Source organism: Halobacillus faecis (genome assembly GCF_007991335.1).
Lineage (GTDB): Bacteria > Bacillota > Bacilli > Bacillales > Halobacillaceae > Halobacillus > Halobacillus faecis.
Window position 1 is genome coordinate 1 of sequence record NZ_BJYD01000009.1, and the last position, 25,893, is coordinate 25,893.

The following is a 25,893-nucleotide window of genomic DNA, read 5'->3' on the forward strand; positions in this document are numbered from 1 at the left end:
GAATAGGGAGCTTATCTTTAAGAGGCTGGATACAAAAAAAAGTGCCCATGCTCGCGTGAGCATGGGCCAAAAGAGACGACTGGTTAACTTTTGAGTGAGGGAATAAATTGTTGGAAAAGTTCTTTTGAGAGGAAAGACTTTTCCGTGACACTCATCAGTAAACAACGTTACTGACCTATTTATGACAACCAAATCATAAATAGTTATGAGATAAATAAGCATCACCGCTTATCTGTTTCTATTGTAATATATCCTAGGTCCAGGTTCACCGAAAAAAAGTTGCGGAGGTCCGCAAACTGGTGCGAATTTTCAAGTAAATGACATAGGACAACAGAAATTTCAATTACTTATGACGGATCATTTGGTCCATCTCCTTTGTTAGAGTTCCTTCTTGTTTTTTAAATTGACGCTGGAGTGTTTCAAGATCAAGAAGCATAGCATGAGTCTTTTTTCTAATTTCCTTCACTTCTTCATGAGAAGATTGAATTTTATTTTGGACAAACCAATCTACGAGTAAGCCATCAAAAAAATAGTCAGCAATCGTCAAACCGCTGGATATGTGAATATTAATATCGTAATGATTGCCGAGATCCTCAATCTCATTTGCGAACTTCCGCAAGTGTCTTTGCGCGGTATGGATAGCTGTATCTGCATCATCCACTCGTGAATGCTTAACAGCTGTAGTCAGCAGGCCACCACCAAGCATATCCAGGGCCCCCCAGTTTTCTGCAGATGTCAACGAAACCGAAGCTTCTTCTAATTCCTGGATTGCTCTTAGTCCTGCATCAATGGCTTCCTTGATTTCAATCAACTCCGCCTGTAACATGGACCGCTTTTCACTAAGTTCAAGCAAACGCTCCCCTCTTTCCTCACCCTTGGAAATAAGGAATTGCTTTTTTCGTTTATACAGCCGCTCATATTCCTCTTTTGGATTTCCACAAGCAACAATTCTTTCAGAAAGCTCTACTGTTTCTTTCTCTACCTCAAGGGCGGATTGATGAGCTTCTTTCCATTTCAATCGTGCTTCAATCGCTTCCCGCTTTTCTTGTTCCATTTTTTCCAGCTTATTCCCCGTAATCGTTACGAATAAATTCGTAAGGCTCATACGTTCCAACTTTTCGACATCTTCTTGTTCTTCTTTGAACTTTTCTGAGTAGCACTGTTCTTTCCCGCGCAATTCCTTAAGTTTTTGTTTTAATTGTTCCTTTTCTCTATGTAAACGTTCTTTCTCAAGATACCTTTTTCTGGCTTCCATTAATGATTCATGCAGTTCTTCCATCATTCTTCCTCCTTTCTATTTACTACGTCTCAAAATAGAAAAGGTTCCAGCCCTCCCAAATAATCATTGGCAGGATTCCCAAAGATCTGATTTCGAGATGTTTGTGTGATTACAGGGATTGCGGAGATAAAGTCCCCCCGAAGCATTGCCGCGCTCATCAAAAGGCTCAAATTTCACCCTTCAAAATATGGTGCTGTAGTAAAAAAAAGAGGACCATAAAAAGCTCAAAGTCTCGGTGACTTTGAGCTTTGATTGCATCTTTATATTATTTAGAATTTGTAAGTTGTTCACGCAAGTTTTTGCGCAGAATCTTTCCTGTCGTGTTCTTAGGTAGCTCTGACATAAACTCGATGCGCGAAGGAACCTTATACTTCGCTAAATGGTTGCGGCAATATTCGTTTAGTTGTGCTTCTGTCAACGTTGGATTTTTGGATACGACAAAGCTGATGACCGTTTCACCAAGTTCAGGATCAGGTGCTCCTACAACTGCGACTTCAGTTACATCTTCGTGTTGATACAATACTTCTTCTACCTCTCTTGGATAGACATTATATCCTCCCACAAGAATCATATCTTTTTTACGATCGACGATGTAAAAATACCCCTCTTCATCCTGACGAGCCATGTCACCAGTGTATAACCATCCATCCCGAATCGTGACCGCCGTCTCTTCAGGAAGTTTATAGTATCCCTTCATGACGTTTGGACCTTTGACGATCAATTCACCTACTTCACCGGCAGGGAGCTCTTCGCCAAGTTCATCCACAACTTTATTTTCGACATTTTTAATATTCTGCCCGATGGACCCTGCTTTTCTTGGTCGATCCAAGGGGTTGAAAGCTGTAACAGGCGAGGCTTCGGAGAGTCCATAGCCTTCTGAAACACGCACGTTAAACTGGTTTTCAAATGATTCCAACAATGCGACCGGCAATGAGGAACCTCCTGAAATACATAGACGCATATGGCGGAACGTCGGTGCCTGTTCTTTTCCTGTCTGTAATAAATAGTTGTACATGGTTGGGACGCCTGCAAACACCGTGGCCTGGTGTTCTTCTGCCGTTGCAAATACTTCTTGTGGAGAGAATTTAGGTACAATGAGAACGGTTCCGCCATTCATGACCGGAGCGTTTAAGCAGACCGTTAAGCAGAAAACATGAAACATAGGTAGCGTAGCAATTACACGATCCTCAGAGTTGAATTGCAGGTAATCGGCTACATCCGTTGCGTTCGAATATAGGTTTTGATGTGTGAGCATAGCTCCTTTCGGCTTTCCTGTCGTTCCGGAGGTGTACAGAATAACTCCCACATCTTGATCATCGAGCGAAGGGGTTTCATAGTCTAAACAACCTTCAGCCACAACGCTTGTAAACGATTTCATTTTTCCGTTTAGAGAAGATGTGTCCAAATCTACCCCTATTCCGGTATCTGCTACAAAATAGTGGCCGATATTGAGGTCACGATCCATTACTTCAAATTTCTCGATCAATACATCCATCGTCATGACGGCCTTGACGTCTCCATTTTTTAAAATGTAGCTCATTTCATCAACGGTGTACGTAGGATTAATCGGTATGACGGTTGCTCCTGCTCGGAGTGCTCCGTAAAGTCCAATCATGAACAAAGGACTGTTTCCGCTCACAAGCGCCAAATGATCCCCTTTTCCATAACCTAGTTCAGACAACTTAGAAGCGAATTTAGTGACTGTTGCATCAAACTCTTGATAACTCACCCGCTGGCCTTGGAATATGTAGGCATCTTTAGCGGGATGACGCTGAGCCGTAAGCGACAGTTGTTCGCTTAGATTCATGTATGCTCCCCCTTGATTATGAATGAATAGTCATTCATTTTAATAATTTTCATTATTATTATAAAATACTGACAACTTTTTAGCAACATTTGTCGCACTAAGGCATTTCGAAGGGATTAAAAAAGGAACGATCCTTAGATGAGGATCGTTCCTTTTTGTTAATAAACCATATCAAGAAAGTCTTCCTTGCTGATTTTACCTAGATAATGAGAAATATCCACATCTCCTAGAGCTTCAGATATCGCCTGGCGTTCATACTTCGTACCAATTAGTATTTCTTCAACTTCATTGATGTCTCCAACACCAAAGAAATCCCCAAAGATCTTCGCGTTCTGGATGTGTCCTTTGGCTACATCCAGGCGGATGTCATAGCTTCCCGCACCTTCAATTCGTTTCGTATGCTGGATATTGAACTTCGGAGACTTGCCATAATTCCAATCCCAATTTTTGTAGCGTTCTTCAGCGAGATTGTAAATGTTATCCCAATCTTCTTTTGTCAACTTATATTGAGGAATATCCTTCACATCTTCGACATCGAAAATATAGCGGAGAATCAAGTTCTTGAACTCTTCCATAGATATCTTTTCATCTAGGAATTCAGAGATGTTCGCCACACGACTACGAATGGATTTTATCCCTTTCGACTTGATTTTCTCTGTTTTCACATTCAGCGCAGAAACAACGTTTTCGATCTCTGAGTCCAGCATTAATGTACCGTGACTGAACATGCGGCCCCGGGTAGAGAATTGAGCATTCCCTGAAATTTTCCGTCCATCTTCTGCCACAATATCATTACGTCCCGACAGCTCTGCGTTTACACCCAATTTCTTAAGTGCTTCTGTTACAGGTTTTGTGAATTTAGCGAAATCATGAAAACTGTCCCCATCGTCCTTCGTAATGAAACTGAAGTTCAAGTTTCCAAGATCATGATATACCGCACCTCCGCCAGATAGACGACGAACGACATGGATGCCGTTCTCTTCTACATAGCTTGTATTGATTTCTTCCACCGTATTTTGGTTTTTACCAATGATGATGGAAGGTTCGTTGATATAGAACAGTAAGTAAGTGTCGTTGATATCAAGATTTTTTAATGCGTATTCTTCTATGGCCAAGTTAATGCGAGGATCATTGATCCCCTCATGATCGATAAAAAGCATGCGTTTCATCCTTTCAGTCCGTAATGTCCATGTACCATTGTAATCGTTTAAGGGCGTGGAAACAATTCATTTACTCCATGTAAGCCCTTCATCCGCCAGTTGAATGGTTCCACCGAAGATATCCTCCGCTTCCTGACGCAACTTCGTCAACTGTCCAAAATGCGGCAGATGACTGAGCCACAAGTTTTTCACATTAGCCTCTTCTGCAATCGTGGCCGCTTCCGTACTCGTCATATGACCAGCTTTCCTACCATCCATGCCTTTATAAAAGTTTGTATCTGTAATAAGAAGATCTGCATTTCTTGCAAATGTCGCCCACTCTTTAAAATAGCTAGTATCTGCTGTGTAAACCGCCGTGTCGTCACCATCAGAAATCCGCATACCATAACAAGGTACTGGGTGATTCGTTTTTTGGAATTGGATGGAGAAAGGCCCTACTTCCAACGTTTGATCGGGATCATAAGCTATGCCCTTGGTATATTGATGTGTTAGTGTTTCAAACTTCTTTTTCTCCTCTTTATGGCCATAAATTGGGAGCGTTTCATTTGTCTCTGCAAGGGTATTCTGAACAAGACAGGCATATTGAAGAGGCCCAATATCCGCAATGTGGTCATGGTGATAATGAGAAAGGACGACCGCATCCAAATCATCGACCTTCTTAAATTGTTGCAGTCGTGATAACACACCACTCCCACAGTCGATTAGCATCGAGAAACCATCTTTTTCAAATAAATAGCCAGAAGTAGCGCTGCCCGCTGCAGGGTAAGCCCCCCAATAACCGATGATTGTCACTTTCATTTTCATCACTCCTAAAACTTTTTGCCTAATTACACATTGTTTTATAACAGATGGTTGATTTCTGAATATTGTTATAATACAATGGTTTTACATTAAAAATTAATTGGAGGCGATTTACAGATGATGAGTGTTCTTGAGTTCTTCCGTAACCTTCCGAAAAAGCACTGCTCCAACTGTGGGAATGTGATCCAGGAAAAAGCTGACTGCTACGGCAACATTTGCGACGAATGTGACCACCCGGCCCGCTAAGTCTAGTATTCCACAAAAAACATAACAAAGAACATCAGATTGGGAGCAGCTGTCAAAAGCTGCTATTTTTTTTGCTCACTTTTTCCCTCTTCCACAATAGCTCCCTATAGTGGAAGATTCAGTTTCGAGATACCTGGGGGTTCGTTGACCGAGTTGCGCGGGAGCGCCGAGCTTCCTCGGACCGAAAAGCGAGCCCCGCAGCCCACATCCACTCAAAAAACACCTCGAAACTGAGCCTTCCATAAACCTGCCATATAGCGAAATAACTCAACAAAAAAACTATCCATCCGGCAGGCGGTGCTACTGGATGGATAGTTTTTTTCGTTTTGTGGAATTTCTTACAAGCAGCTGATGAGGATAAACATATCTGTTCGGGGGAAGAGAACCAGGATGTAACAGTTGTTGGATTAAAACTTCCACCGTCTTATCAGCCATTTGCTTCACAGGTTGTTCCACTGTTGTAACGGAAGGAACCATCAATAAAGAAATCATCTGATTGTCAAATCCTACGACAGCTAAATCGTCAGGAATTACCCAATCGGATGAGGAAGTAGCTTCATAAATCAAGCCGGCAGCAACCTCGTCGCTTCCAGTAAACACACCATCTACATGCGGAAGCTCATCTTTAATCAAATGAAAGACTTTTTGACCATCACTAACATCTATGGCCCAGTCAATCGCTAAATCGTTTTGAAAAGAAAGTCCATATTCAGACAAAGCTTCGATAAAACCTTCTTTCCGTTTTTTTGATAAGTGGCTTTCCGGACCACCACTTACATAGGAAATGTGTGTGCATCCCTGTTCCAACAGGTGAGTCGTTGCTTCGTATGCCGCTTGCTTGTGATCCATATGAATCATGGGAATGCTGGACTCGTCCATATATTCATTGCAAAAGACAATGGGGCCACATTCTAGAAAAGGTTTGACATCTTCCCATTCATTAACGAGTGATGCCATAATTACACCGTCCACTTGCTTTGTCTTCAATAATTGTAAGTAGTCCATTTCTTTTTTCTTGGAATCATGTGTTTGACAGACGATTACTTGATATCCCCACTCAGACGCCCTTTCCTCCATCGCCTCTATTAAATTACCGAAAAAAGGGTTCGTCAGGCGTGGTAAGAGAACGGCAATTGTCTCCGTCTTTTGACTACGAAGACGACGGGCGGAAGAATTGGGGACATAGCCAAGGTCGTTCATGGCTTGAATGATTCGTTGTCTTTTTTCATCTGTCACGTAAGGCTGATCATTGATGACTCGGGAGACCGTTGTCCTCGATAATCCAGCCAGTTTCGCTACATCTTCAATCGTAGCCATACTTACTCCCCCTTGATGCTTTCTTGAAAACGTTTCCAATTTCAATCATACTAATCATTCGGTTTTCTTGCAAGCCCTTTCATAAGTTGAAATACATTTTGCTAACATCTCAAGAAAGTGTGATGACCTTAAAAATACATATTCAGCTTACACCTTTAATAAAATGGAAAACAGGAAAAAATAGGGAGATGGTCCACCTGAGAAAAGTATTGATCATCGCAGATCCTGGTGTTGATGATGCATTTGCGATTATGTATGCCCTTCTTCATCCAGAGATTGAAGTCGTTGGAATCGTCGCAGAATATGGGAACGTCAGTCAGGAAATTGCCTTAAGAAACACAGCTTACCTGCTGCAATTGGCTAATAAAAGCGATATTCCAATGATTAAAGGTGCAGATAAACCACTGACAGGCACAAATCCAGAGTTTTTCTTTGATATACATGGAGCCCACGGCCTCGGAGAAATCATCCCAGGCGTTCAGACACCTGACCATGAGCGTTTTCAAAGAGTTTACGAACTAATCCATACATATGGGAAAGATTTAACGATCATAAATCTCTCTCGTTTAACTTCACTCGCTCTTACGTATATTCAATCTGAAAGTAACATCGATAAAGCAGGGGATGTTTATGTCATGGGCGGTGCCTTCTTCGTACCTGGTAATCGTACTCCAATAGCAGAAGCAAATATCTACGGAGACCCGCAAGCCGCTAAAATCGTAGCTGCTCATGGAGAAAATGTCACCTTTGTCCCTTTAAATATCAGCAACCGTGCAGTCATTCCCCTGGATACGATAAAGAAAGTGGCTGTTGAAAACGATACGCCCTTTTCAAAAATCATTTATCCTATCATGGATTACTACAGTAACCAATACGAATCCATCATCCCTGGAATTGATGGCGCACCTCTTCATGATGTTACGTTATTCTCCTATTTAATGAATCCTAAAGACTATAAGGTCGTAGAACGGCAAGTAAGCGTGAATGCGATCGGGCCATCAAAAGGACTCACCTATGCTGACTTCCGCCCTGCACCTGACTTTATTGAAGATTATCCCATGCACAATATCATTATCGACTTCAACCGAGAGGCCTTTATCAAAGACTTTGTCAGAATCATGACATCCAACTAGTCCAAAAAGGAATGGATAGAAAAAGGAAGCATTCCCGAGAATGCTTCCTTTTTATTGATAGAGATAGTCTATAACATTCTGGACAGCCGCTTCTCCCTGATCGATGCAATCAGGCAGACCGATGCCGCGGTAGGAACCACCTGCAAGGTAAACGCCTGGAAGGTCTTTCTCCATTTGTTCTGTAATCTCATTCACCCTCTGTTTGTGGCCGACCGTATATTGAGGCATCGCATCATACCAACGTGTGACGATCGAGAATTCAGGTTTGGCTGTGATGTTCATCGTTTTGTTCAAGTCCTTCAATACGATTTCTTCAATCTCTTCATCCGTTTTTTGAACCACTTCCTGATCGGAGGGCTTCCCTACGTAGCACCTCAAAAGAACTCTCCCTTCAGGTGTCGAATGGGGCCACTTTTTATGGGTCCAAGTACAAGCGGTGATCCGGAAGTCACTGTTTCTTGAGACGACAAAACCGGTTCCGTCGATATCCTTTTTAATGGCTGACGCATCGAAAGCCATGGCGACGTTTGCCACAGAAGTAGCATTGGTTTCTTTGAATGGTTCTAGAAAGTCATACTGAGACAGCATGCGCTGTACGGCATAATGGGGAGCGGCTAATATAACCGCCTCAGCTTCTTTTACGGTTCCATCACTTAATAAAAGATGATAGCCATTGGCTTTTTTCTCGATATGGTCCACCTTCACGCCTGTTTGGACAGTTCCAGGTTCCAATCTTTCTTCAATCGCTTCCACAAGAGACCCGAGACCGTTCCTTAGTGTACGAAACATGCTCGGTTTCTTTTCACCTTTTTTCGGCTTCTTCATCGGGTACGTCTGACGCAACCCTTTAATGAGACTTCCGTATTCCTGTTCCAGTTCGTAGAAGTTAGGAAATGTGGATTGCAGGCTCAAGCGATCGATATCTCCTGCATAAATACCGGATAGAAGCGGCTCTATTAGGTTTTCAACGACTTCATTTCCAAGTCTTCTCCGGAAAAACAACCCAAGGGATTGATCTCCCTCTACTGTTTTTTTCGACTTGACCAAGTCTAACGCAGCTCTCGTTTTTCCGACAGGACTGAATAGCCCAGAGAAAAGAAATGGACGGACCCTTGTCGGGATCCCCATAAAAGAACCGCTTGGCATTTTATGAAGTTTACCGTTCACCAAAATGTAGGACTGACCTGTCCCATTGGGAACAAGTTCATCCCCGAGTCCTACTTCTCTCGCAAGGCGTCCGGCACTCTCTTTACGGGCGAGAAAAGAATCCGGCCCTCGTTCAATCGTGAACCCATCTTTTTGGACCGTATCAATCTTTCCACCCAGGTGGTCGCTGGATTCCAATAACTGAACATCCAAAGGATAGCCTTGCTCGCGGGCTTCTTTTTGCAAGTAGTAAGCAGAGGTCAACCCTGAGATTCCTCCACCTACGACGACGACACGCTTTTTTTCTACCATAAAAAATCTACTCTTTCACTTTATCCAAGACGACATCAGCAAGTGTCTGGATAAACTTTGGATGAGTGTTCGGCATCTCCGGGCGGTAGTAGTCTGCTCCGACTTTATCACACACAACTTTACACTCGTAGTCATTATCATAGAGGACTTCCAAGTGATCGGAAACAAATCCAACAGGAGCGTATACAAAACTGCGGTATCCTTTTTCATGATAAAGGTCTTCCGTTAAATCCTGTACGTCTGGGCCGATCCATGGATCTGGTGTGTTGCCTTCACTTTGCCATCCGATTTCATATTGTGTAATTCCCGTAGCTTCTGAAATCAGTTCTGCGGTTTTCTTCAACTGATCCGGATAAGGGTCTCCCCCTTCCAAAATCTTCATCGGCAAACTGTGAGCCGAGACAATCAGGCAGGCTTTCTCCTTTTCGTCTTCCGTCATCTTGGAGTATTCCGCTTCAATGACATCTTTCCAATAGTCGATAAATCCAGGCGCGTCATACCAGCTTTCCACAGAACGAATAGAAATCCCGTGCTTATCAGCTTCTTCTTTGGCTCGACCATTGTATGATTTCACGCTGTACGTAGAGTAATGAGGAGCAAGAACGATGGAAACGGCTTCTTCTATCCCATCTTCAGCCATCTGCGCAACCGCATCCTCTACAAACGGTTCAATATGCTTCAGGCCAAGATATACTTTAAATTCAACCTCGTCTTGCTTTTCATTCAATGCATCCTTTAATGCTTCCGCCTGATCATCTGTAATCCGGGCGAGCGGAGAAATGCCGCCGATGGCGTCATAACGATCACGCAAATCCTGAAGCATTTCATCGGAAGGCTTACGTCCGCGTCGGATATGTGTGTAATACCTTTCTAGATCTTCTTCCTTGTAAGGCGTCCCATAGGCCATTACTAATAATCCCATTTGTTTTTTTGCCATGTTCCTTCACCTCTTCATCTTTTTTAGACCACGATTAGGATTTCTTGGAATAATCATGAATAAGTTGAGTCAGCCGTTTCAATGTTTCCGGCTTGATATCCGGAGTTACACCATGGCCGAGGTTAAAAATGTGAGCAGGGTGTTGTCTTCCCTCATCAATGATTTTCTTAGCTCTTTCCTCAATAGTATCCCAGTCCGCTAAGAGCAGCGAAGGATCCAGGTTTCCTTGAAGTGGCTTTGTAATCCCTTCATTTCTTGCTTCTGTAATTGACATGCGCCAATCCAGCCCAAGCACATCAACAGGAAGGTCGTCCCATTCATGAATGAGGTGTCTAGCTCCTACACCGAAAGTGATCAGAGGCACACCCTCTTCTTTCAATTCAGAGAAAATCCGCTGCATCACTGGTTTAATAAATGTACGATAATCTTCGACATTTAGAGAACCAACCCAAGAGTCGAAAATCTGAATGGCACTGGCCCCGGCTGCGACTTGTGCTTTTACATAAGCAATGACCATGTCCGCCAGTTTGTCCATCAGTGCGAACCATGTCATCGGCTCTCTATACATAAGTGACTTGGTTTTATTGTAATTTTTTGATGGGCCACCTTCAATCATATAGCTCGCAAGGGTGAATGGTGCACCACTGAACCCAATCAATGGGACGGTGAGTTGTTCTTTCGTCAATAGTCGAATCGTGTCCATGACATAAGGTACATCATCTTCAGGGTCGATCGTTCCAAGTTTTTCAATATCCGCTTTCGATCTTATTGGATTGTGAATAACCGGTCCGATTCCTTTTTTAATTTCCACATCCACGCCGATCGCCGGAAGTGGAGACATAATGTCCTTGTAAAGGATCGCTGCATCCACCCCATACTGCTCCACGGGTAGACGTGTCACATAAGCGCAAAGTTCAGGGTCGTGGGTGATTTCGAATAATGAGTACTTTTCTTTCAATTTGCGATATTCCGGCTGAGAACGCCCAGCCTGACGCATGAACCAGACAGGGGTATGGTCTGTCTTTTCCCCTCGGAAAGCTTTTAATATCGTGTCATTTTCAATTTTGTTCATCTTCAGAACTCCTTTTCCCGTTCAACATTTATCCGCTTACAACTATAACGATTTATTGTTCTTCTGTATAGAAGAATGAAACATTTGTCATGATTTTGTGCTTTTTTTCACAGGTCCCAACTCAGACTAACCGTATTGGAAGGCTGCCCTTTCTTCCCTGTCAATGGATCCACGGGTACGACGTAATAGCTAGTCTGATCAAAGATACCAAAAGCACTGACCTTAAACTCGTTCTTTCCCGTCACTTCACCGACTTTAACATCTTCTCCGTTTTCTTTCTTGAAAATACGGTAGACAACCCTTTCATCGTCAGAAGCAGACCACCGGATCGTCCCTCTTAATGTAGCGAGGCCAGACAAATTCAACCTTCCTGTTACGTTAGTTAAAACGGGAAGGTCCACAGGTTCAGGCAAGCTTTCTACCCCTTCTGGTTGTTCAAATGTTACAACCAGATTTTTTTCCTGATCGATCCTTGTTAATATGTCCTTCATGAGGAGGGTGGGATAAGCACTGCTTCCATCGATCTCTCCTGATTGATCGTAGCCCATCCAAAGCGATCCCGCGTATTCAGGCGTGTAGCCGGCAAACCACACATGCTGGTCCTGGTGGGTTCCTGTTTTACCTGCTAATGCTTTAGGATACTCACCAGCCTTCGCTGTTCCTTCCTGGACAGCGGTCTGGAGGATTTCTGTTAAATACCAAGCCGTCTGCGCATTGAATACCTCTGTTTTCTGAGGTGTATGTTCATGGATGACCTTGTCATTGCGGTTAAGAATTTTTGTAATGGTATAACTTTCTTTTCTCTCACCGTTTTGAGCCAGTGAACCATAGGCTTCTGTCATTTGAAGAGAAGTATATCCGTCAGACAATCCACCAAGAGCAATGGATAAACCATTGTCTTTTGTCTTCAACCCAGCTTTCTCCAGATATCCTTTGGCATAAGAGATACCAATTTGATCAAGAAGCCATACCGCTGAGACATTCTTAGACTCAATCAATGCTTGATACAGCGAGACTTCCCCTTCATATTTGTCGTCGTAGTTGTTTGGAGAATAATCATTGCCCCCAAAAGTCTGCTTTTCATCAGATAAAAGACTGTATGGGTCATAGTTTCCTGTCATCATTGCTGGACCATAGACGGCAAATGGTTTAATGATGGAGGCAGGAGCCTGCTTTGCCAGGACACGGTTGAAATCTCCATGTTTATAATCTCGTCCACCTACGACTGCCACAAGTGCACCTGTCGAGTGGTCCATCAAAGTAAAGGCTCCTTCGATGGATTCCGCTGTACCTGGGACGAATTCTCCGTTTTTCATTTCATCGGCAGCAATTTTTTGGATGACAGGGTCTATTTCCACCACAATTCGATAGCCGCCCCTTTTCAATTCGTCACGAGAAATATGATACTTATCCGCCGCTTCATGGATGACGAGGTCCACATAACTGTTGGACCAGGTTTCACTCGTTTCCTCTGCACGCTCAACAGCAAGCGTCGAACCTTGCATTTGCTTCATGACTGCTGCATCAATTTTTCCAGTATCGTACATCCTTGATAAGACCACATTTCTTCTCTGCTTGGCTTTGTCCGGGTGATCAAAAGGAGAATACGTATTCGGAGCTTTCGGCAAGCCTGCAAGCAGAGCCCCCTGGGCAACTGTCAATTCAGAAGCAGACTTTTGGAAATAATGCTGGGAAGCCGCTTCAATGCCGTACGTGCCTTCCCCGAAGTAAATTCGATTCAAATATAATTCCAGAATTTCATCTTTTGAATAATTTCGTTCCAAGTAAAGCGCAGCCATGACTTCTTTCGTTTTCCTCATCCATGTCTTTTCATTCGATAGGAAGATGTTTTTGGCGAGCTGCTGAGTAATCGTACTTGCGCCTTCCACCTTTTTCATGGCAATAATATCTTTATATACCGCTCTCATGATCCCTTTGAAATCCACACCGGAATGCTCTCTGAAACGGCTGTCCTCTATACTAATGAAAGCATCATTCACGTGTTCCGGAACCTCTTGAATGGGTATGTTTCTTCTATTTTTCGTGTAAATCCGTTCAATGACTTCACCTTCGACTGTCTCCACAGTTGTCATTTCATCAAGAATCAAATCTTCTTCATTTACGACAAACCGGCCTCCGAATAAAATAACGAGGTAACCTATTCCTGCGAGCAACAAAAGTGTGAGGACGATAAGGGCCGGCCACTTCGATCTTCCTGACCAGGTAGGTAAGCGTCTCTTTAAATCTTTGATGTTCAAGTTACGTGCATCCTTTCTGTTTCTTTCCTTCATACTTGCCACCATGGAACACTGCTTGCTAAACTGAAGATACCGCAGGAAAGGAGACATCGGCTATGAAAGTATCGATGACCAATGGTACATTGAATTACTTATCCAAACTGAGTCAACAACACCCTGAAGCACCTCTGTTTTTCATGCAGGATCAAGACAAAACGGTCGCCTATTATGAAGGGGAAGATACGTCCATTTTTGAAGAAGGACGCAACTATGAAACCGTCGATCATGTCGGTACGATGCAGGCGACGGGTTATGTTGTCATGAACAACATCCCTGTCAGTGACGAAGGACGTCCCGTTTTTGAAGACCGTTTCAAAAAAAGAGCGGGGAATGTAGAAAATCGTGAAGGCTTTCAAGCCATAAGAATCCTCCGCCCTTTAAAAGGCAATACTTACGTTGTTCTTACTCAATGGCGCAGTGAACAAGATTTTGAAGACTGGAAGAACTCCAAGTCTTTTGATGAGGCTCACAAAAAGTCGGGCCCTCAGCACCAGAAAAAACCATCGTTTATCGATGGCGATGCTTACATTACAAAATATCAAATGATTGAACTTGAAGAGTAGAATAGGAAAAGTGAGCGGATAACCGCTCACTTTTTTTATTCCTCTTTTTGTTCAGGTTCACTGTCCATGACTTCCTGTTGGAAGAAATCATCCAATCCACGAACCGATTGTTCACCTGAAATTCTCGCCTGCTCTTCTCCGTTTTCGAAATGAATGAGGGTAGGTGTTCCTTCAATTCCATATTTGTCCCACTGATCTTCAAATTCCAATACATTCATTTTTTTCACATCGAGATCATACTCATTCACAATCGGCATCATTCTTGGTGTGGTACGTTGACAATACACACAGGTAGGGCTATAGAAATAAACCGTGGTCGGTTCCCCGGACTGGATTTCTTCTTCGAGTTCATCGGGTTGGATTTGGTTTTGATAGTACGGATCATCCAGCTGATCAATGGTTGCCTGATCCAAGTTTTCTTTCCCATAAGGGTTATCTGCTGTTTTTTCAGAGTTTTGATAGTTCACGACAAATACAAGAACTACAACAAGCACCACGAGAGCACTTGCAAAGATAATCATACCTTTTTTCATACGTCATTCCTTCCTTTCTTTACAACGACAAACAAATGAATGATAAAAATGATGATGAAGGCGGTGCCTGCTAAAAACGGAATCGTCACGAATCCAAAAACATTGATGTATTGACCATTACAAGGAACTAGACCGCATGTGTCTGCTGCTGAAAGCGACGGGATCTTCTGCAGCATGTAATGATAAATGGAAACGAAGATGCCAATTCCGCTCATAATAATTCCAGGGAAAGCTACATCCCACTTCTTTTTCCATAAAGCTGTCCCATAAATGAGCACCAGCGGGTACATTAGTATTCTCTGGTACCAGCACAACTCACAAGGTGCATAACCGAGAACCTCTGAGAAGAACAAGCTCCCGACAGTAGCCACAAGTGATGTTGCCCATAGGAGAAACAGCGCTGTTTCCATGCTTTTTTTCATTATTTTGTATCCTTTCTACCTCTCTCTCATGCCATTATACTAGGTATTCTCTCGAAAACAAAGTAGTTTCATAGTCCTCCACACCATTGACATTTTCATATGGACGGTTGATTTTTGACAAAGAAAAAACCGCCTGTAAGCGGTTCTTCCCTTTTACCTTTTAAGCAGTCCATTCCGGTGAGCATAAACAGCAGCCTGTGTACGGTCCTGCACCTCAAGTTTACTTAAGATGTTGCTGACATGGGTCTTCACTGTCTTGACTCCTATATACAGGGCATCGCTGATCTCCTGGTTGGTCATACCTTCCCCCACACATTTCAACACTTCCAGTTCACGTTTTGTGAGCTCCTCATGTGGTTTTCGGTCCTGGCGGAAACGGGTCATCATTTTTGTAGCGACTTTCGGCTCAATCACATTTTGACCGAGAGCTGCTTTTCGGATGGCTTCGGCAATTTCATCGGCTGATGATGTCTTCAGCATATAACTAAACGCACCTGCTTCAAGCGCCGGAAAAACCTTTTCATCATCATAGTAACTCGTTAGAATGATGATCTTACAAGATTCCGTCTTCATAATTTCTTCTGTCGCTTCAATTCCAGTCCCATTTTCCATAATCAAATCCATGAGAACAACATCCGGTTTTTTCTCTTTAACCAGCGCTGCTCCCTCATACCCACTGCTCGCTTCTCCCACAATGTCTAAATCTTCTTCAGTACTTAGATAGGCAATGACACCTTTACGGACGACATCGTGATCATCAATGACTACAACACGAATCATTCCTCTTCCCCCTTAACATTTACTTTTACAGGAACACGAACATCGATATGTGTACCTTCTCCTTTCCTTGAACGTAAAGAGTATGAGCCGCCAATTTCTTCACACCGTTCACGCATCGTTTTCAATCCATAAGAGGCCTTGTTGGCTTTTTTATCCTCGGTATCAAACCCTACCCCATTATCGGCAATATGTAGGAAAATCTCCTTTTGGTCATGAGTGGCTTCTACCTTCACCTCAGAAGCATTGGCGTGTCTTAATATATTTGAAAGTGCTTCTTGCACAACCCGGAACAACTGCTCTTCTACTGACGTTGGCAGATCTCCCAAATCTTCCATATCCACATCAAAGTCAATTTGACACTTTTGACGCAATTCTTCTATGAGAGTTTTAATCCCCTCTGTCAATGGTTCTCCTGATAAGTGAACAGGCCGTAAATGGAGAAGGAGCGCTCTCATTTCTGTTTGGGCCTGAAGAGCCATTTGAGTAATCTCCTGAAGCTGTTCTTTCGCTTTTTCCGGACGACGATCAAAGATTTTTTCTGTAGCCTGCGCCATCATCGTTAAGGCAAATAATTGTTGGCTCACGGCATCATGCAAGTCGCGGGCAAGTCGTTGACGCTCTTCAATCGTAGCCGCCTTGTGAGCTGTGCGTGCCAATTCACTTTTTTCATCAGCAAGCTTTACGAGCGAATCTTTCTGCTGCTCCAACTTTTCGCCAAGCACATTCAATTCATCTCCCACAGCAGCAATTTCATCATTCTCATTAAAATAAATCCGTTTGCTGAAGTTCCCCCGAGAAAGCTGAGTAATCATCATCGATATGTAATCCAACCGATGTTTGACATCCCCACTGGACCGAAAGCCCGCGTACAGAGACATGATAAACCCAATGACAATGTAGAGCAGCATGAACATCAAAATGGCTCCTGCACTTAACCAATCAGGCTGAAACCACACGTAAATAGACAATAGGATACTGAGCAGGATAAACGTATTTAAAATGAGCCCATACAGATGTGATCGGATATACATGTAACGTATACTATTCAATTGCTTTAACATGTTTTCCCACCTTTCACACCTGTTCGATACGAATCGAACCCACTTTAAGATCGACACCAATGGTCAAACGGCGAGTGGCCATCGAATAATCATCGGTTTCATACTCTACACTTCTGTGCATTCCATCCGCTTTCTGTCCCCCGACACGGATATCCCCAGTCTTTACTTTTGCTTCTACACGGAACGGAACATGTTTTGGAATTAACATTTTGACATCCCCAACCCAGCCGCGCACGATGATTGGCGTATCTCCATCTGGAATGAAGGCACGTGTAAAATCAAACCGGTAATCACCAACTCCGTTCCATAAATCCATGGGTTCCACCTTCCAGTTCTCATCATTAAAAGAATGGTCTCCAATCATCATATGCTTGGACTTTAGCTTGTTTGAAGAGGACCCTTTGGAATCATATTCAATTTTCACTTTAGAGCCTTTGCCACCTAAAAAAATGCTAAATCCAAAGTATATGAAAAGAAGCGGCCAAAGCTGCCATACATCCCCAAAGGAGAATTCAAAAAAACCCAGTCGATCCAACAGCAAAAGCATACTGAAAATCGTGAGGAATGAACCAACGATCCAACTTCCGCCTTTCTTCAACAACGCGTCCAACCAAAACTTTAAACCAATCAATAACAAAATGATCGGATAAATATTCCCCCAGGTCCATCTCATTTCCAGGGAAATAATGTTCAAATTCGACAAGAGAAGAACAAATCCAAATACAACTAGTAATAGTGCGATGACGACTTGTGAAATTTTATTACGCATAATTGCTCACCCTTTTTTAACCTTCCGTAAATTACATTCGACAGAAGATCTATATTTCCTTTCTGTCTTAAATGCTTCCGTGGCAAATGTATAACCTAATCTTATCTGGAAATGGACACTTGTAAAACAATCCAGAGAACGGAGTTATCTCCGCCTCTAGTCGGAGGTATGTTTAAACCAAATAGTGATGGGAATATTTATAAAGGAGCACAAAAGAAAGGATGTTGTTGTATGGATCAAAAAATGCAAAATCTAATCGATGGTCTTAACGAAGATTTAGCTCATGAGTACGCAGCTTCTATTATGTACACGTATAATGCGGCTGTCGTTACGGGGCTCTATCGTTCTGTTCTCAAGCCATTTTTCGAAAGCGAAGTAACCGATGAACAAGGACATGCGCTTTATCTAGCTGAGAAAATCAGCACGCTGGGCGGAACTCCGACGACAACACCTGCTGAAGTCAAGCAAATGACTGAAGTGAGACCAATGTTAGAAGAAGCACGAGAAGCCGAGCGTCAGACGATCAAGCGTTACGAAGAACGCAAAACACAAGCGGAAGAGCTAGGATTAACTGAATTATCTGTAAAGCTCGATGATATGATTGCAGACGAAACCGGTCATATGGAAGAAATCGGACGTCTACTTCAAGATTCCCGCCTACAAGACTGACTACTTCCCCCCTGTCCAAGACAGGGGATTTTTTATTTTCACTCGATAAGGGGACCTGTTTGAGAATATTCTGAATGTATATTACAATTTATGAAAATAGTTGCCAAACTTCAGCAAGATGACAAGGAGGAAAAAATATGTGGGAAAACGTCTTTCAAGCCATTGATGAACAATACGAGAAAATGGTCGAGACTCGCCGTCACTTGCACCAATATCCAGAGGTTTCATTTCAAGAAGTGAAGACGGCTCAGTTCATTGCGGATACATATGAGAAACTGGGGATTCCATATGAAAGTCATATCGGAGGAAATGGAGTTATTGCCAGAATGGAAGGTGGAAAACCAGGGAAGACGGTTGCCCTAAGAGCAGATTTTGATGCCTTACCTATTCAGGAAGAAAATGAAGTCCCTTATAAATCTAAGAATGATGGGGCCATGCATGCATGTGGTCACGACGGCCACACCGCAGCTCTTCTAGGTTTGGCGGAAGCACTAGTTCCTCATAAGGAAGAACTCCCAGGTACGATCGTGTTCTTACATCAGCACGCCGAAGAGTATGCACCTGGAGGGGCAAAACCGATTGTCGAATCAGGAGCCCTCAATGACGTAGATGCTGTATTCGGCACTCATCTATGGGTCAATGCCCCGACAGGAGTCATCCAAACCTCTAAAGGAGCTTTTATGGCCGGAGCAGATCGATTCGAAATCAAAGTTCAAGGAAAGGGTGGACACGGGGCCCAGCCGCATCAAACGAAAGATGCTATCGTCATCGCTTCCCAATTGGTATCGTCCTTACAACAAATCGTCAGCCGCCGGATAGACCCTTTAAAGACAGCTGTTCTCACAGTGGGAACATTTGAATCGGGAACGACCTTTAATGTCATTGCGGATTCAGCAACCTTAACCGGTACGGTTAGAACATTTGATCCTGAAGTGCAAACTTTAATCATTGAAGAAATGGAAAAAATCATAAAAGGCACATGTGAAGCAAACAGCGCAGACTACGAGTTCATTTACGAAAAAGGGTACCCCCCCGTTGTCAATCACCCAGAAGAAGCGGACTTAGTTTTACAACATGCTCACAAGGCTGACGCTTCTTTACGCACAGAAGAAGTCGAACCGGTCATGGCTGGAGAGGATTTTGCTTACTACTTATTGGACAAGCCAGGCACTTTTTATTTTACAGGTGCTCAGATTCCAGACCATTACTACCCTCATCACCATCCAAAATTCGATTTCGATGAAAAAGCACTCCCGCACGCAGCTAAAACATTGTTCCAAACCTTTATTAGTTATCAAGACAGTTAAAGTAAACGGAGGCGGCTTGACTGAATGGTCGTCTCCCCTAATTGTTCTAATAATCTCCCATTCGCAACATATCCTACAACGGCCCCGAAACCCGGGACCAATTGAAGAAGCTTAACTAAATCGAGAGTATCTCTATACTCGATCTGCAACGTCTTCCAATCTACATTTTTCTCTGTTATTTCTAAGTCGTTCCATTCCATTACCTTACGTTTTAAATCCCCTCGGGCATGATCGCTTGAAAATGCGAGCATAAATACGTGAAGTAAGTACACCCTTTCTTCGTATGAATGAACATTCCAACCGTAAATCTGAGCCGCATCAAACAAAAACTTCATTTTTATGCTTAATAACAGAGGGAAGTCAGCTATCCCTAACCAGAAACCACCGAAGCCCGTACCTGCGCCTTCCACAGCTGCTGTCCTCTTATATTTTCTCACTAATTCCCGGACTTGCCTCTCACGCTCTTCAAAGCTCCAATCCGGATGTACCTTTATGGGTTGTATATATTCTGAGGTTGTTAATGCAAGTTCAATCATGGAACGAACACTGTCCGTCACAACCCCGTGAACACGATCTGGGATTTTTTCATTTATTTTAGACTGCACCCGCTTCGAGCTTCTTTTTATAATGGACGAGCGCTTGTCCAATGATTTACTCCAACGCAAGGCTTCTTTCTTTGCCTGCTCTTCATAACTCATACAAAACACCTCCGAATATTTTTGTGTCTGTACAATTAGGTATTAAAACACACGAGACAAATGGAACGAAGCCGCTCTAGATAAGAGTTTTAATATGAAACAGGGAAGACTGCTTAGGTAGTCTTCCCTGTTACGTCAATTTCTTTTTCACGTAATTTTGTATAAATAGATAACTGAAGATACTTCCGCCTACCCACACAAGAACAAGCCCTATAGGATTCCATTGGAATATAAACAATAAGCCGAAGAGGAAGGTCTGAAACAACATGATCTGCTGCAACCATTGCAGGATTGCCTTTTCCTTCCATTCTTTCTTAACCGGATATAGATCCAGCCAAGCAATAGTGCGGTGGTGATTCCACAATGTCATCATTTGAAATGCACTTAAATAGAGAAATAGAATGGCAAACGCGACCTTGACCCATAGATTGGATACAAACCAAATGGCCAGGGCACCAATTACTATAAGGCGGATGTACATACCTAAATAATCGCTGCTTCGTATAAAAGTTATTTTATACAAATAGGAAAAGGTCTGGTTTTGCCGGTAAGGAACCCGATCCACAATCGCTCGTACAAGCGTGTTACGCTTTTTCACTGTATTTTTTAAATGAGGAACATCCACAAACATATTGGCAATTCTGTAAAAGGTCCTCATTCTCTGCTGATCTTTTTCTACTAGTAAATCCCAAGCTAGTCCGGCTTTTTGTCTGGAGAGAGAATAGGTGTAAAGGACGACACCTACAAGCAGTACCGTTACAACACTTGCATAAACCCACTCTCCCTGAGCGAGAAAATAAAAAATGGTAATGTTCAATACCGCTTTGATAACTTGGTCCATAAGTCGTATCCTGGGGTTTCTCTCTTTCAACATCCACCAGTTGGACATCATGTTCCAAATTTTAATGATGAGGACAACACCGATCATCATTAAATAATGCCGGGTACCAAGTTCTGGATACGAGGCAAAATACAACGGACCAAGGGCTGCCGAGATTAGGAGAATGACATAAAGCTGGACAACGTAGCTGTAATATAAGCAGCGGCGGAAGTAATCACCCAATTGATACTCACCGGGAAGCAGGAAAACCAAATCCGGCTCTTTGAGGAGCGTACGAACAGGGCTATACCCCGTGATGAATCCAAAAGCGAGCGCTATAATCCATATGGTCGGAAAATCCTCCGGCAAGTCTTGCAGCCACTGTCGGTAGTAATAAGCGAGCGCCGAGATAAAGAACAATAATGCAACACCAATGTGTTCATTGAAAATATACTTTAAGTAACGGCTTGTCTCTTTCGTATGTTCAGAGAAACGTTTCCTCCAAAACTCCTTCGCATTAATCATATTGCTCTTCCTTTGTCAGCTGCACATAGATATCATCAAGAGATGCACCCGGCTGATTAAATGACGTCCGCAGCTCTTCAAGCGTTCCTTTAGCTCTAATTTCTCCTTCATGAAGGATAACGAAACGATCACAATATCTCTCCGCTGTAGCAAGGATATGGGTCGACATCAAAATCCCTGCTCCTTTTTCTTTCATATCCTCCATCAACTGAAGGTAAGACTGGATACCGAGGGGATCCAGTCCTACAAAAGGCTCATCCACGATATAGAGGTCCGGTTCGATTAAGAATGCACACATAATCATTACCTTTTGACGCATCCCTTTAGAGAAGTGCACCGGAAACCATTTGAGCTTCTTCTCCATACGAAATTCTTTAAGAAGCGGCTGCAACCTCTGTTTGAATACGTCTTCCGGTACATTATAGGCCATAGCTGTCAAGTGTAGATGTTCATACAAAGTCAATTCATCATATAAAATAGGCATCTCCGGAATATAACCGAGCTGCTGTCGATACTCTTCCGGATTCTCTTCAAATGATGTTCCATTAATCGAGACTTTCCCTTTTTTCGCCTGCATCATTCCGATGATATGTTTGATGGTCGTACTTTTACCCGCGCCATTCAAACCGATGAGGCCGACGATTTCGTTTGGATGGACATCGAAAGATATGCCATGGAGTACATTTTTATGGGTGTACCCTCCGTGGAGGTCTTTGATATGTAATAAAGGTTCCATCTTATCCCTCACTTCTTTAATTTTCCTGCACAAATTTTATCATACTTTCACGTCTCTTACACTTTTCACTTACCGTCTACATCGAGTTTTCACTCTTTGATATGGTACAATGCTATCAAACGGAAAGGAGTGTTTGCATATGGCAGATGAATGCATTTTCTGCAAAATCATTGATGGGGAAATCCCTTCAGCAAAAGTGTACGAAGACGATGAGGTGTACGCTTTTCTTGATATCAGTCAAGTAACAAAAGGTCATACGCTAGTTATTCCGAAACAGCATTGCCAGAACATCTACACCACGCATCCAGAAACAGCAGAGAAGTTGTTCTCAAGAGTGCCGAAGATCGCAAATGCAATTAAACAAACCTATGCTCCTATTGGCTTGAACGTCTTAAACAACAATGAGGAAGCAGCGGGCCAATCTGTATTCCACCTACATATCCACCTCATTCCGAGATATGGTGAAGGGGATGGATTCGGCGCGAAATGGGAAGTCCATTCCGATGATTACTCGCCAGAAGATTTACAAGCCATCGCTGGTGAAATCAATCACCACATCCCTAGTTAAATGGATTGATTTTCTCAAGATAAAACTGCTATAATACTAGCATGCAATCGCAAACGGTCATGAGGGCACGTTTGGATGGCAAATTCAGATGAGATTAGAATAGTTGAGGAGAGATGTTTAAATGAATATTCGTGTTTTAGTCATGTTGTCTTTATTTGTAGGAATTGGTGCTGTTCTGCATGCCGTCGCACCCCCGTTCTTTTTCGGAATGCGACCGGACATGATGCTCGCTATGATGTTCCTGGGAATCTTATTGTTCCCTAAACCATCTTATGTCCTATTGTTATCTTTAGCGACAGGATTCATCTCAGCGATGACTACCACCGTTCCAGGCGGTCAACTGGCCAATATTATCGACAAGCCGCTAACCGCATTTGCATTTTTCGCGCTTGTCCTATTGACTAAAAAAATATCACATCAAAAGTTCGTACAGCCTGCTTTAGCAGCCATCGGTACCATGATTAGCGGCTCCATCTTCTTAGGTGTTGTCCTGTACATCATCGGACTTATGGAAGCCAGCTTTGGACTCATGTTTGTCACAGTTGTTCTACCTGCAGCTGCGTTTAACGTGTTGTTCGTAGCCATCATGTACCCGATCGCTCGAAAGATCTTAAGACGATCAAACCTTGCTAAAGCAGCTCAACCAGCCTCTTAAAGAGGGTATACAGAAGAACCTTGACTTACACCAAAGGCACTACATCAAATGTAGTGCCTTTGCTTTATCTTTCCCTATAAAGAATATTTTTTTATGTTTTTAAGGTTTCATTCATACATATTAAGAGAAAATATAAAATAGAGAGTGATTGAAAGGAGACTGACTGATATGCCAAACGGAAAATCATTAGCGCTGGGATTCATAGTCGGGGGAGTCGTTGGAGCTGCCTATACGTTACTAAGTACCCCTTCCTCTGGTCGTGATTTGAGAGAGAATGCCAAACTGAAAAGCGAAAACTTAAAAAATACGGTTCTCAGCTTAAAAGAAGAAGGCATGCAATTGAAGGACCAGATTACTCAAACGTCTAAAGAAGGGGCACAGCTGATCAAAGAGCTTTCCGAAGATGTAAAAACCTCCATTGAAAGCTGGAAGCGTACGGTTGAACCCCATCAAAAAAATATTCAAAAATATTTAGAACAAATTGAAGCAAGCTTAAAAGAACTGGAAGAGAAAGCAAAGGCTGAGCAAGCCAATCACACGACACAACCGAGTCATGAAGTTATCAACCACCAATAATCTCAAACCTCCCGCCTCGAGCGGGATTTTTTATGTTTGTCCTTCTCCCCCTATCTATATTCCATCCTCTCCTGCTCTATGCCACAAAAGGGCAGTTAGACACTTATTGTTAAATATCCATTATTAAAGTATATGGCAGGATTGTTGAAGACTCAGTTTCGAGACTTTTATTGAGTGGATGGGGGCTATATCAGAATCTCGAAACCACTTCCAGAATAAACAGCTATTCCGTTTAATTGGAATATAAGATTAAAACTTCCATGCCTAGGTACTTAAACTCTGAAAGCTTGATACAGAGCGTTTTATAATTTTAACAATCGGGATAGCGGAAGACAATCCTACTTGGAAAGGGGTTCGTTTCTCACATACATCGAATGGGGTGGTTGGGAAGCTGCGAGACTCCCGTGGGAGAAGGAGATAGGCGAGATCCCGCAGGACGCAGTCCGAGGAAGCTCGGCGCTCCCCCACAGGAAAGTGTTCAAATGCGGAATCGCCCTGGTAGACACGACTGGCATAAGCAGAACAGCAACGGAATGTGCTCTTTCATTCCTTTGCTGTTCTGCTTATGACGCGAGTGTCTGTGCGATGGAGCTGGACGTGTAGCTTCCCAACCACCCCTAACGCTGAACCTGGGTAACGAACCCCGAAAACATCTCGAAACTGAGTCTTCAAGTAAAGGGAACTTATATAATAAACTGCGGAATTTACCAATGCGCAAAATAAAAGCGTGTAGAGGCACAAACCTCTACACGCTTTTTTAAGCTTATTATTCAGCTGCTTCTAAATCTTCAATGGAATCGACATCCATATATTCAGGAACAACTAGACCAATCTTCGCACCTTCAAGATTCGCTCCAAGGTCTTCTAAATTGTCTTTATTTTGCTCGTATTGATCACCGTGGGTACCTGGCAACCATGCAGCCACCATTCCATCTGCTTCGCCAGCGGCAACAGATTCCCACATCGGTCCATTGTCAAGCGGTGTAATCGTTACATCAAAGCCTTGCTCCTTCATGACTTCTGCCACGACGTTTGTTGAAGCAATCTCAGAGTCCCAGTTTACAAGAACAAGTTCGACCTCAGTACCGTCCACTTCCTCGGTACCTTCTGTCCAAGCTTCTACTTTATCCTGGTTGTTAGAAATCCAGTTTTGAGCCGCTTCTTCAGGGCTCGCGCCATCAGCAATCTCAAGCATTACTTCTTCCATGTCCGCTGCTTCCCAGCTGAACTGGTCTAGTATTTTGTAAGCGTTCGGTTTATCATCTTCAAGTCCTGAACGTACCATTGTTTTAATCTGTTCTTCGCCACCAAAAACTTCTTTTGGATCTTCAAGGTATTTCAAGTCGTATCTAGCGAATTTCCAGTGTGGCGTCCAGCCCGTAACAACAATCGGCTCTTCGTTCTCAATAGCTTCTCCTAGAGCTGTTGCCATGGCACCGGAAGAAGAGGTAGCAACTTCCCAACCACTTAGATTTTCATATTCTTCAATAGCATCTTCTGCAGAACTTACGACACCTGCACCTGCTTCGATGCCAGTGATTTCATAGCCCATCTCTTCTCCATAATTCATTTCAGAAGCGGCTTCATCACCGTTAGCATCTCCATTTGACTCTGCGCCTTCATCTTCTGAAGATCCACAACCTGCAGCTACAAGTGTTAAAGATAGTCCGGCAACCATGCCGAAACGTTTCCAGTTAAACATGT

General features: G+C 43.0%; 26 protein-coding genes. 8 read left to right on the forward strand and 18 right to left on the reverse strand.

The window, feature by feature from the left end; genetic code table 11:
- Window positions 1–343: 343 nt before the first annotated feature.
- From HFA01_RS05960 to HFA01_RS05975, 4 genes are all read right to left on the reverse strand, one after another.
- The gene (locus HFA01_RS05960; protein ID WP_146814229.1) at window positions 344–1,279 is read right to left on the reverse strand and encodes a hypothetical protein; all 936 of its coding nucleotides are present in this window, start codon (window positions 1,277–1,279) and stop codon (window positions 344–346) included.
- 265 nt (window positions 1,280–1,544) lie between these two features.
- On the reverse strand, window positions 1,545–3,086 hold the full coding sequence (locus tag HFA01_RS05965) for a fatty acid--CoA ligase family protein (protein WP_146814231.1): 1,542 nt from the start codon (window positions 3,084–3,086) through the stop codon (window positions 1,545–1,547).
- 158 nt (window positions 3,087–3,244) lie between these two features.
- Complete coding sequence (lplA, locus tag HFA01_RS05970) at window positions 3,245–4,246, reverse strand: lipoate--protein ligase (RefSeq protein ID WP_146814233.1); 1,002 nt, start codon at window positions 4,244–4,246, stop codon at window positions 3,245–3,247.
- 66 nt (window positions 4,247–4,312) lie between these two features.
- Window positions 4,313–5,044 carry an MBL fold metallo-hydrolase gene (locus HFA01_RS05975; protein ID WP_146814235.1) on the reverse strand — a complete coding sequence of 244 codons (732 nt, stop codon included), beginning with the start codon at window positions 5,042–5,044 and terminating at the stop codon, window positions 4,313–4,315.
- A 120-nt stretch (window positions 5,045–5,164) separates the two neighbouring features.
- Between HFA01_RS05975 and yhfH the strand changes: the two genes are divergently transcribed.
- Window positions 5,165–5,293 (forward strand): protein YhfH, encoded by a 129-nt coding sequence (yhfH, locus tag HFA01_RS05980; protein WP_074735206.1) that lies wholly within the window; start codon window positions 5,165–5,167, stop codon window positions 5,291–5,293.
- Between the two features lie 300 nt (window positions 5,294–5,593).
- Here yhfH and HFA01_RS05985 read toward each other — a convergent pair whose 3' ends face one another.
- The gene (locus tag HFA01_RS05985) at window positions 5,594–6,610 is read right to left on the reverse strand and encodes a LacI family DNA-binding transcriptional regulator (protein WP_146814237.1); all 1,017 of its coding nucleotides are present in this window, start codon (window positions 6,608–6,610) and stop codon (window positions 5,594–5,596) included.
- 188 nt (window positions 6,611–6,798) lie between these two features.
- Here HFA01_RS05985 and HFA01_RS05990 point away from each other — a divergent pair, with 188 nt between their 5' ends.
- On the forward strand, window positions 6,799–7,743 hold the full coding sequence (locus tag HFA01_RS05990) for a nucleoside hydrolase (RefSeq protein WP_167506179.1): 945 nt from the start codon (window positions 6,799–6,801) through the stop codon (window positions 7,741–7,743).
- Window positions 7,744–7,794: 51 nt separating this feature from the next.
- Here the strand turns inward: HFA01_RS05990 and hemY are convergent, their stop codons facing one another.
- From hemY to HFA01_RS06010, 4 genes are all read right to left on the reverse strand, one after another.
- On the reverse strand, window positions 7,795–9,201 hold the full coding sequence (hemY, locus tag HFA01_RS05995) for a protoporphyrinogen oxidase (RefSeq protein ID WP_146814241.1): 1,407 nt from the start codon (window positions 9,199–9,201) through the stop codon (window positions 7,795–7,797).
- Between the two features lie 7 nt (window positions 9,202–9,208).
- Window positions 9,209–10,138, reverse strand: coding sequence for a ferrochelatase (hemH, locus tag HFA01_RS06000; RefSeq protein WP_146814243.1), 930 nt, complete (start codon window positions 10,136–10,138; stop codon window positions 9,209–9,211).
- Between the two features lie 34 nt (window positions 10,139–10,172).
- On the reverse strand, window positions 10,173–11,210 hold the full coding sequence (hemE, locus tag HFA01_RS06005) for a uroporphyrinogen decarboxylase (RefSeq protein WP_146814245.1): 1,038 nt from the start codon (window positions 11,208–11,210) through the stop codon (window positions 10,173–10,175).
- A 107-nt stretch (window positions 11,211–11,317) separates the two neighbouring features.
- Window positions 11,318–13,501, reverse strand: a complete 2,184-nt coding sequence (locus tag HFA01_RS06010) for a transglycosylase domain-containing protein (RefSeq protein ID WP_146814247.1) — start codon at window positions 13,499–13,501, stop codon at window positions 11,318–11,320.
- 62 nt (window positions 13,502–13,563) lie between these two features.
- On the opposite strand from HFA01_RS06010, the gene HFA01_RS06015 reads away from it, so the two are divergent.
- Complete coding sequence (locus tag HFA01_RS06015; RefSeq protein ID WP_146814250.1) at window positions 13,564–14,070, forward strand: antibiotic biosynthesis monooxygenase family protein; 507 nt, start codon at window positions 13,564–13,566, stop codon at window positions 14,068–14,070.
- A 35-nt stretch (window positions 14,071–14,105) separates the two neighbouring features.
- On the opposite strand, the gene HFA01_RS06020 is transcribed toward HFA01_RS06015, so the two are convergent.
- From HFA01_RS06020 to liaF, 5 genes are all read right to left on the reverse strand, one after another.
- Window positions 14,106–14,603, reverse strand: a complete 498-nt coding sequence (locus tag HFA01_RS06020) for a thioredoxin family protein (protein ID WP_146814252.1) — start codon at window positions 14,601–14,603, stop codon at window positions 14,106–14,108.
- Window positions 14,600–15,025: a disulfide oxidoreductase gene (locus tag HFA01_RS06025; RefSeq protein WP_146814254.1), complete on the reverse strand. Its 426-nt coding sequence runs from the start codon at window positions 15,023–15,025 to the stop codon at window positions 14,600–14,602. The genes HFA01_RS06020 and HFA01_RS06025 overlap by 4 nt, the downstream gene beginning before the upstream one ends.
- A gap of 153 nt (window positions 15,026–15,178) precedes the next feature.
- Window positions 15,179–15,805: a response regulator gene (locus tag HFA01_RS06030; protein WP_146814256.1), complete on the reverse strand. Its 627-nt coding sequence runs from the start codon at window positions 15,803–15,805 to the stop codon at window positions 15,179–15,181.
- Window positions 15,802–16,866: a sensor histidine kinase gene (locus HFA01_RS06035; protein WP_146814258.1), complete on the reverse strand. Its 1,065-nt coding sequence runs from the start codon at window positions 16,864–16,866 to the stop codon at window positions 15,802–15,804. Before HFA01_RS06035 ends, HFA01_RS06030 begins: the two co-directional genes overlap by 4 nt.
- Window positions 16,867–16,879: 13 nt before the next feature.
- A complete protein-coding gene (liaF, locus tag HFA01_RS06040) occupies window positions 16,880–17,635 on the reverse strand; it encodes a cell wall-active antibiotics response protein LiaF (RefSeq protein ID WP_146814260.1) in 756 nt (251 codons plus the stop codon).
- A gap of 231 nt (window positions 17,636–17,866) precedes the next feature.
- Here liaF and HFA01_RS06045 point away from each other — a divergent pair, with 231 nt between their 5' ends.
- On the forward strand, window positions 17,867–18,304 hold the full coding sequence (locus HFA01_RS06045) for a ferritin-like domain-containing protein (protein ID WP_089654213.1): 438 nt from the start codon (window positions 17,867–17,869) through the stop codon (window positions 18,302–18,304).
- A 137-nt stretch (window positions 18,305–18,441) separates the two neighbouring features.
- Window positions 18,442–19,611, forward strand: coding sequence for a M20 metallopeptidase family protein (locus HFA01_RS06050; RefSeq protein WP_146814262.1), 1,170 nt, complete (start codon window positions 18,442–18,444; stop codon window positions 19,609–19,611).
- Here the strand turns inward: HFA01_RS06050 and HFA01_RS06055 are convergent.
- From HFA01_RS06055 to HFA01_RS06065, 3 genes are all read right to left on the reverse strand, one after another.
- Window positions 19,608–20,309, reverse strand: coding sequence for an EcsC family protein (locus HFA01_RS06055; protein WP_146814264.1), 702 nt, complete (start codon window positions 20,307–20,309; stop codon window positions 19,608–19,610). The two genes, HFA01_RS06050 and HFA01_RS06055, sit on opposite strands and share 4 nt — an antisense overlap.
- A gap of 130 nt (window positions 20,310–20,439) precedes the next feature.
- The gene (locus HFA01_RS06060) at window positions 20,440–21,654 is read right to left on the reverse strand and encodes an ABC transporter permease (RefSeq protein WP_146814266.1); all 1,215 of its coding nucleotides are present in this window, start codon (window positions 21,652–21,654) and stop codon (window positions 20,440–20,442) included.
- Window positions 21,647–22,390 carry an ABC transporter ATP-binding protein gene (locus tag HFA01_RS06065; RefSeq protein WP_146814268.1) on the reverse strand — a complete coding sequence of 248 codons (744 nt, stop codon included), beginning with the start codon at window positions 22,388–22,390 and terminating at the stop codon, window positions 21,647–21,649. The genes HFA01_RS06060 and HFA01_RS06065 overlap by 8 nt, the downstream gene beginning before the upstream one ends.
- 109 nt (window positions 22,391–22,499) lie before the next feature.
- Between HFA01_RS06065 and HFA01_RS06070 the strand changes: the two genes are divergently transcribed.
- The 3 genes from HFA01_RS06070 to HFA01_RS06080 all read left to right on the forward strand — a co-directional run bounded on the left by HFA01_RS06070 (window position 22,500) and on the right by HFA01_RS06080 (window position 24,189).
- On the forward strand, window positions 22,500–22,958 hold the full coding sequence (locus HFA01_RS06070) for an HIT family protein (protein WP_146814270.1): 459 nt from the start codon (window positions 22,500–22,502) through the stop codon (window positions 22,956–22,958).
- A gap of 121 nt (window positions 22,959–23,079) precedes the next feature.
- A complete protein-coding gene (locus HFA01_RS06075) occupies window positions 23,080–23,613 on the forward strand; it encodes a tryptophan transporter (protein ID WP_146814273.1) in 534 nt (177 codons plus the stop codon).
- A gap of 168 nt (window positions 23,614–23,781) precedes the next feature.
- A complete protein-coding gene (locus tag HFA01_RS06080) occupies window positions 23,782–24,189 on the forward strand; it encodes a YtxH domain-containing protein (RefSeq protein WP_146814275.1) in 408 nt (135 codons plus the stop codon).
- A 766-nt stretch (window positions 24,190–24,955) separates the two neighbouring features.
- Here HFA01_RS06080 and HFA01_RS06085 read toward each other — a convergent pair.
- Entirely contained in the window at window positions 24,956–25,891 is a 936-nt protein-coding gene (locus HFA01_RS06085) for a glycine betaine ABC transporter substrate-binding protein (RefSeq protein ID WP_167506180.1), read from the reverse strand.
- Between the last annotated feature and the right edge of the window lie 2 nt (window positions 25,892–25,893).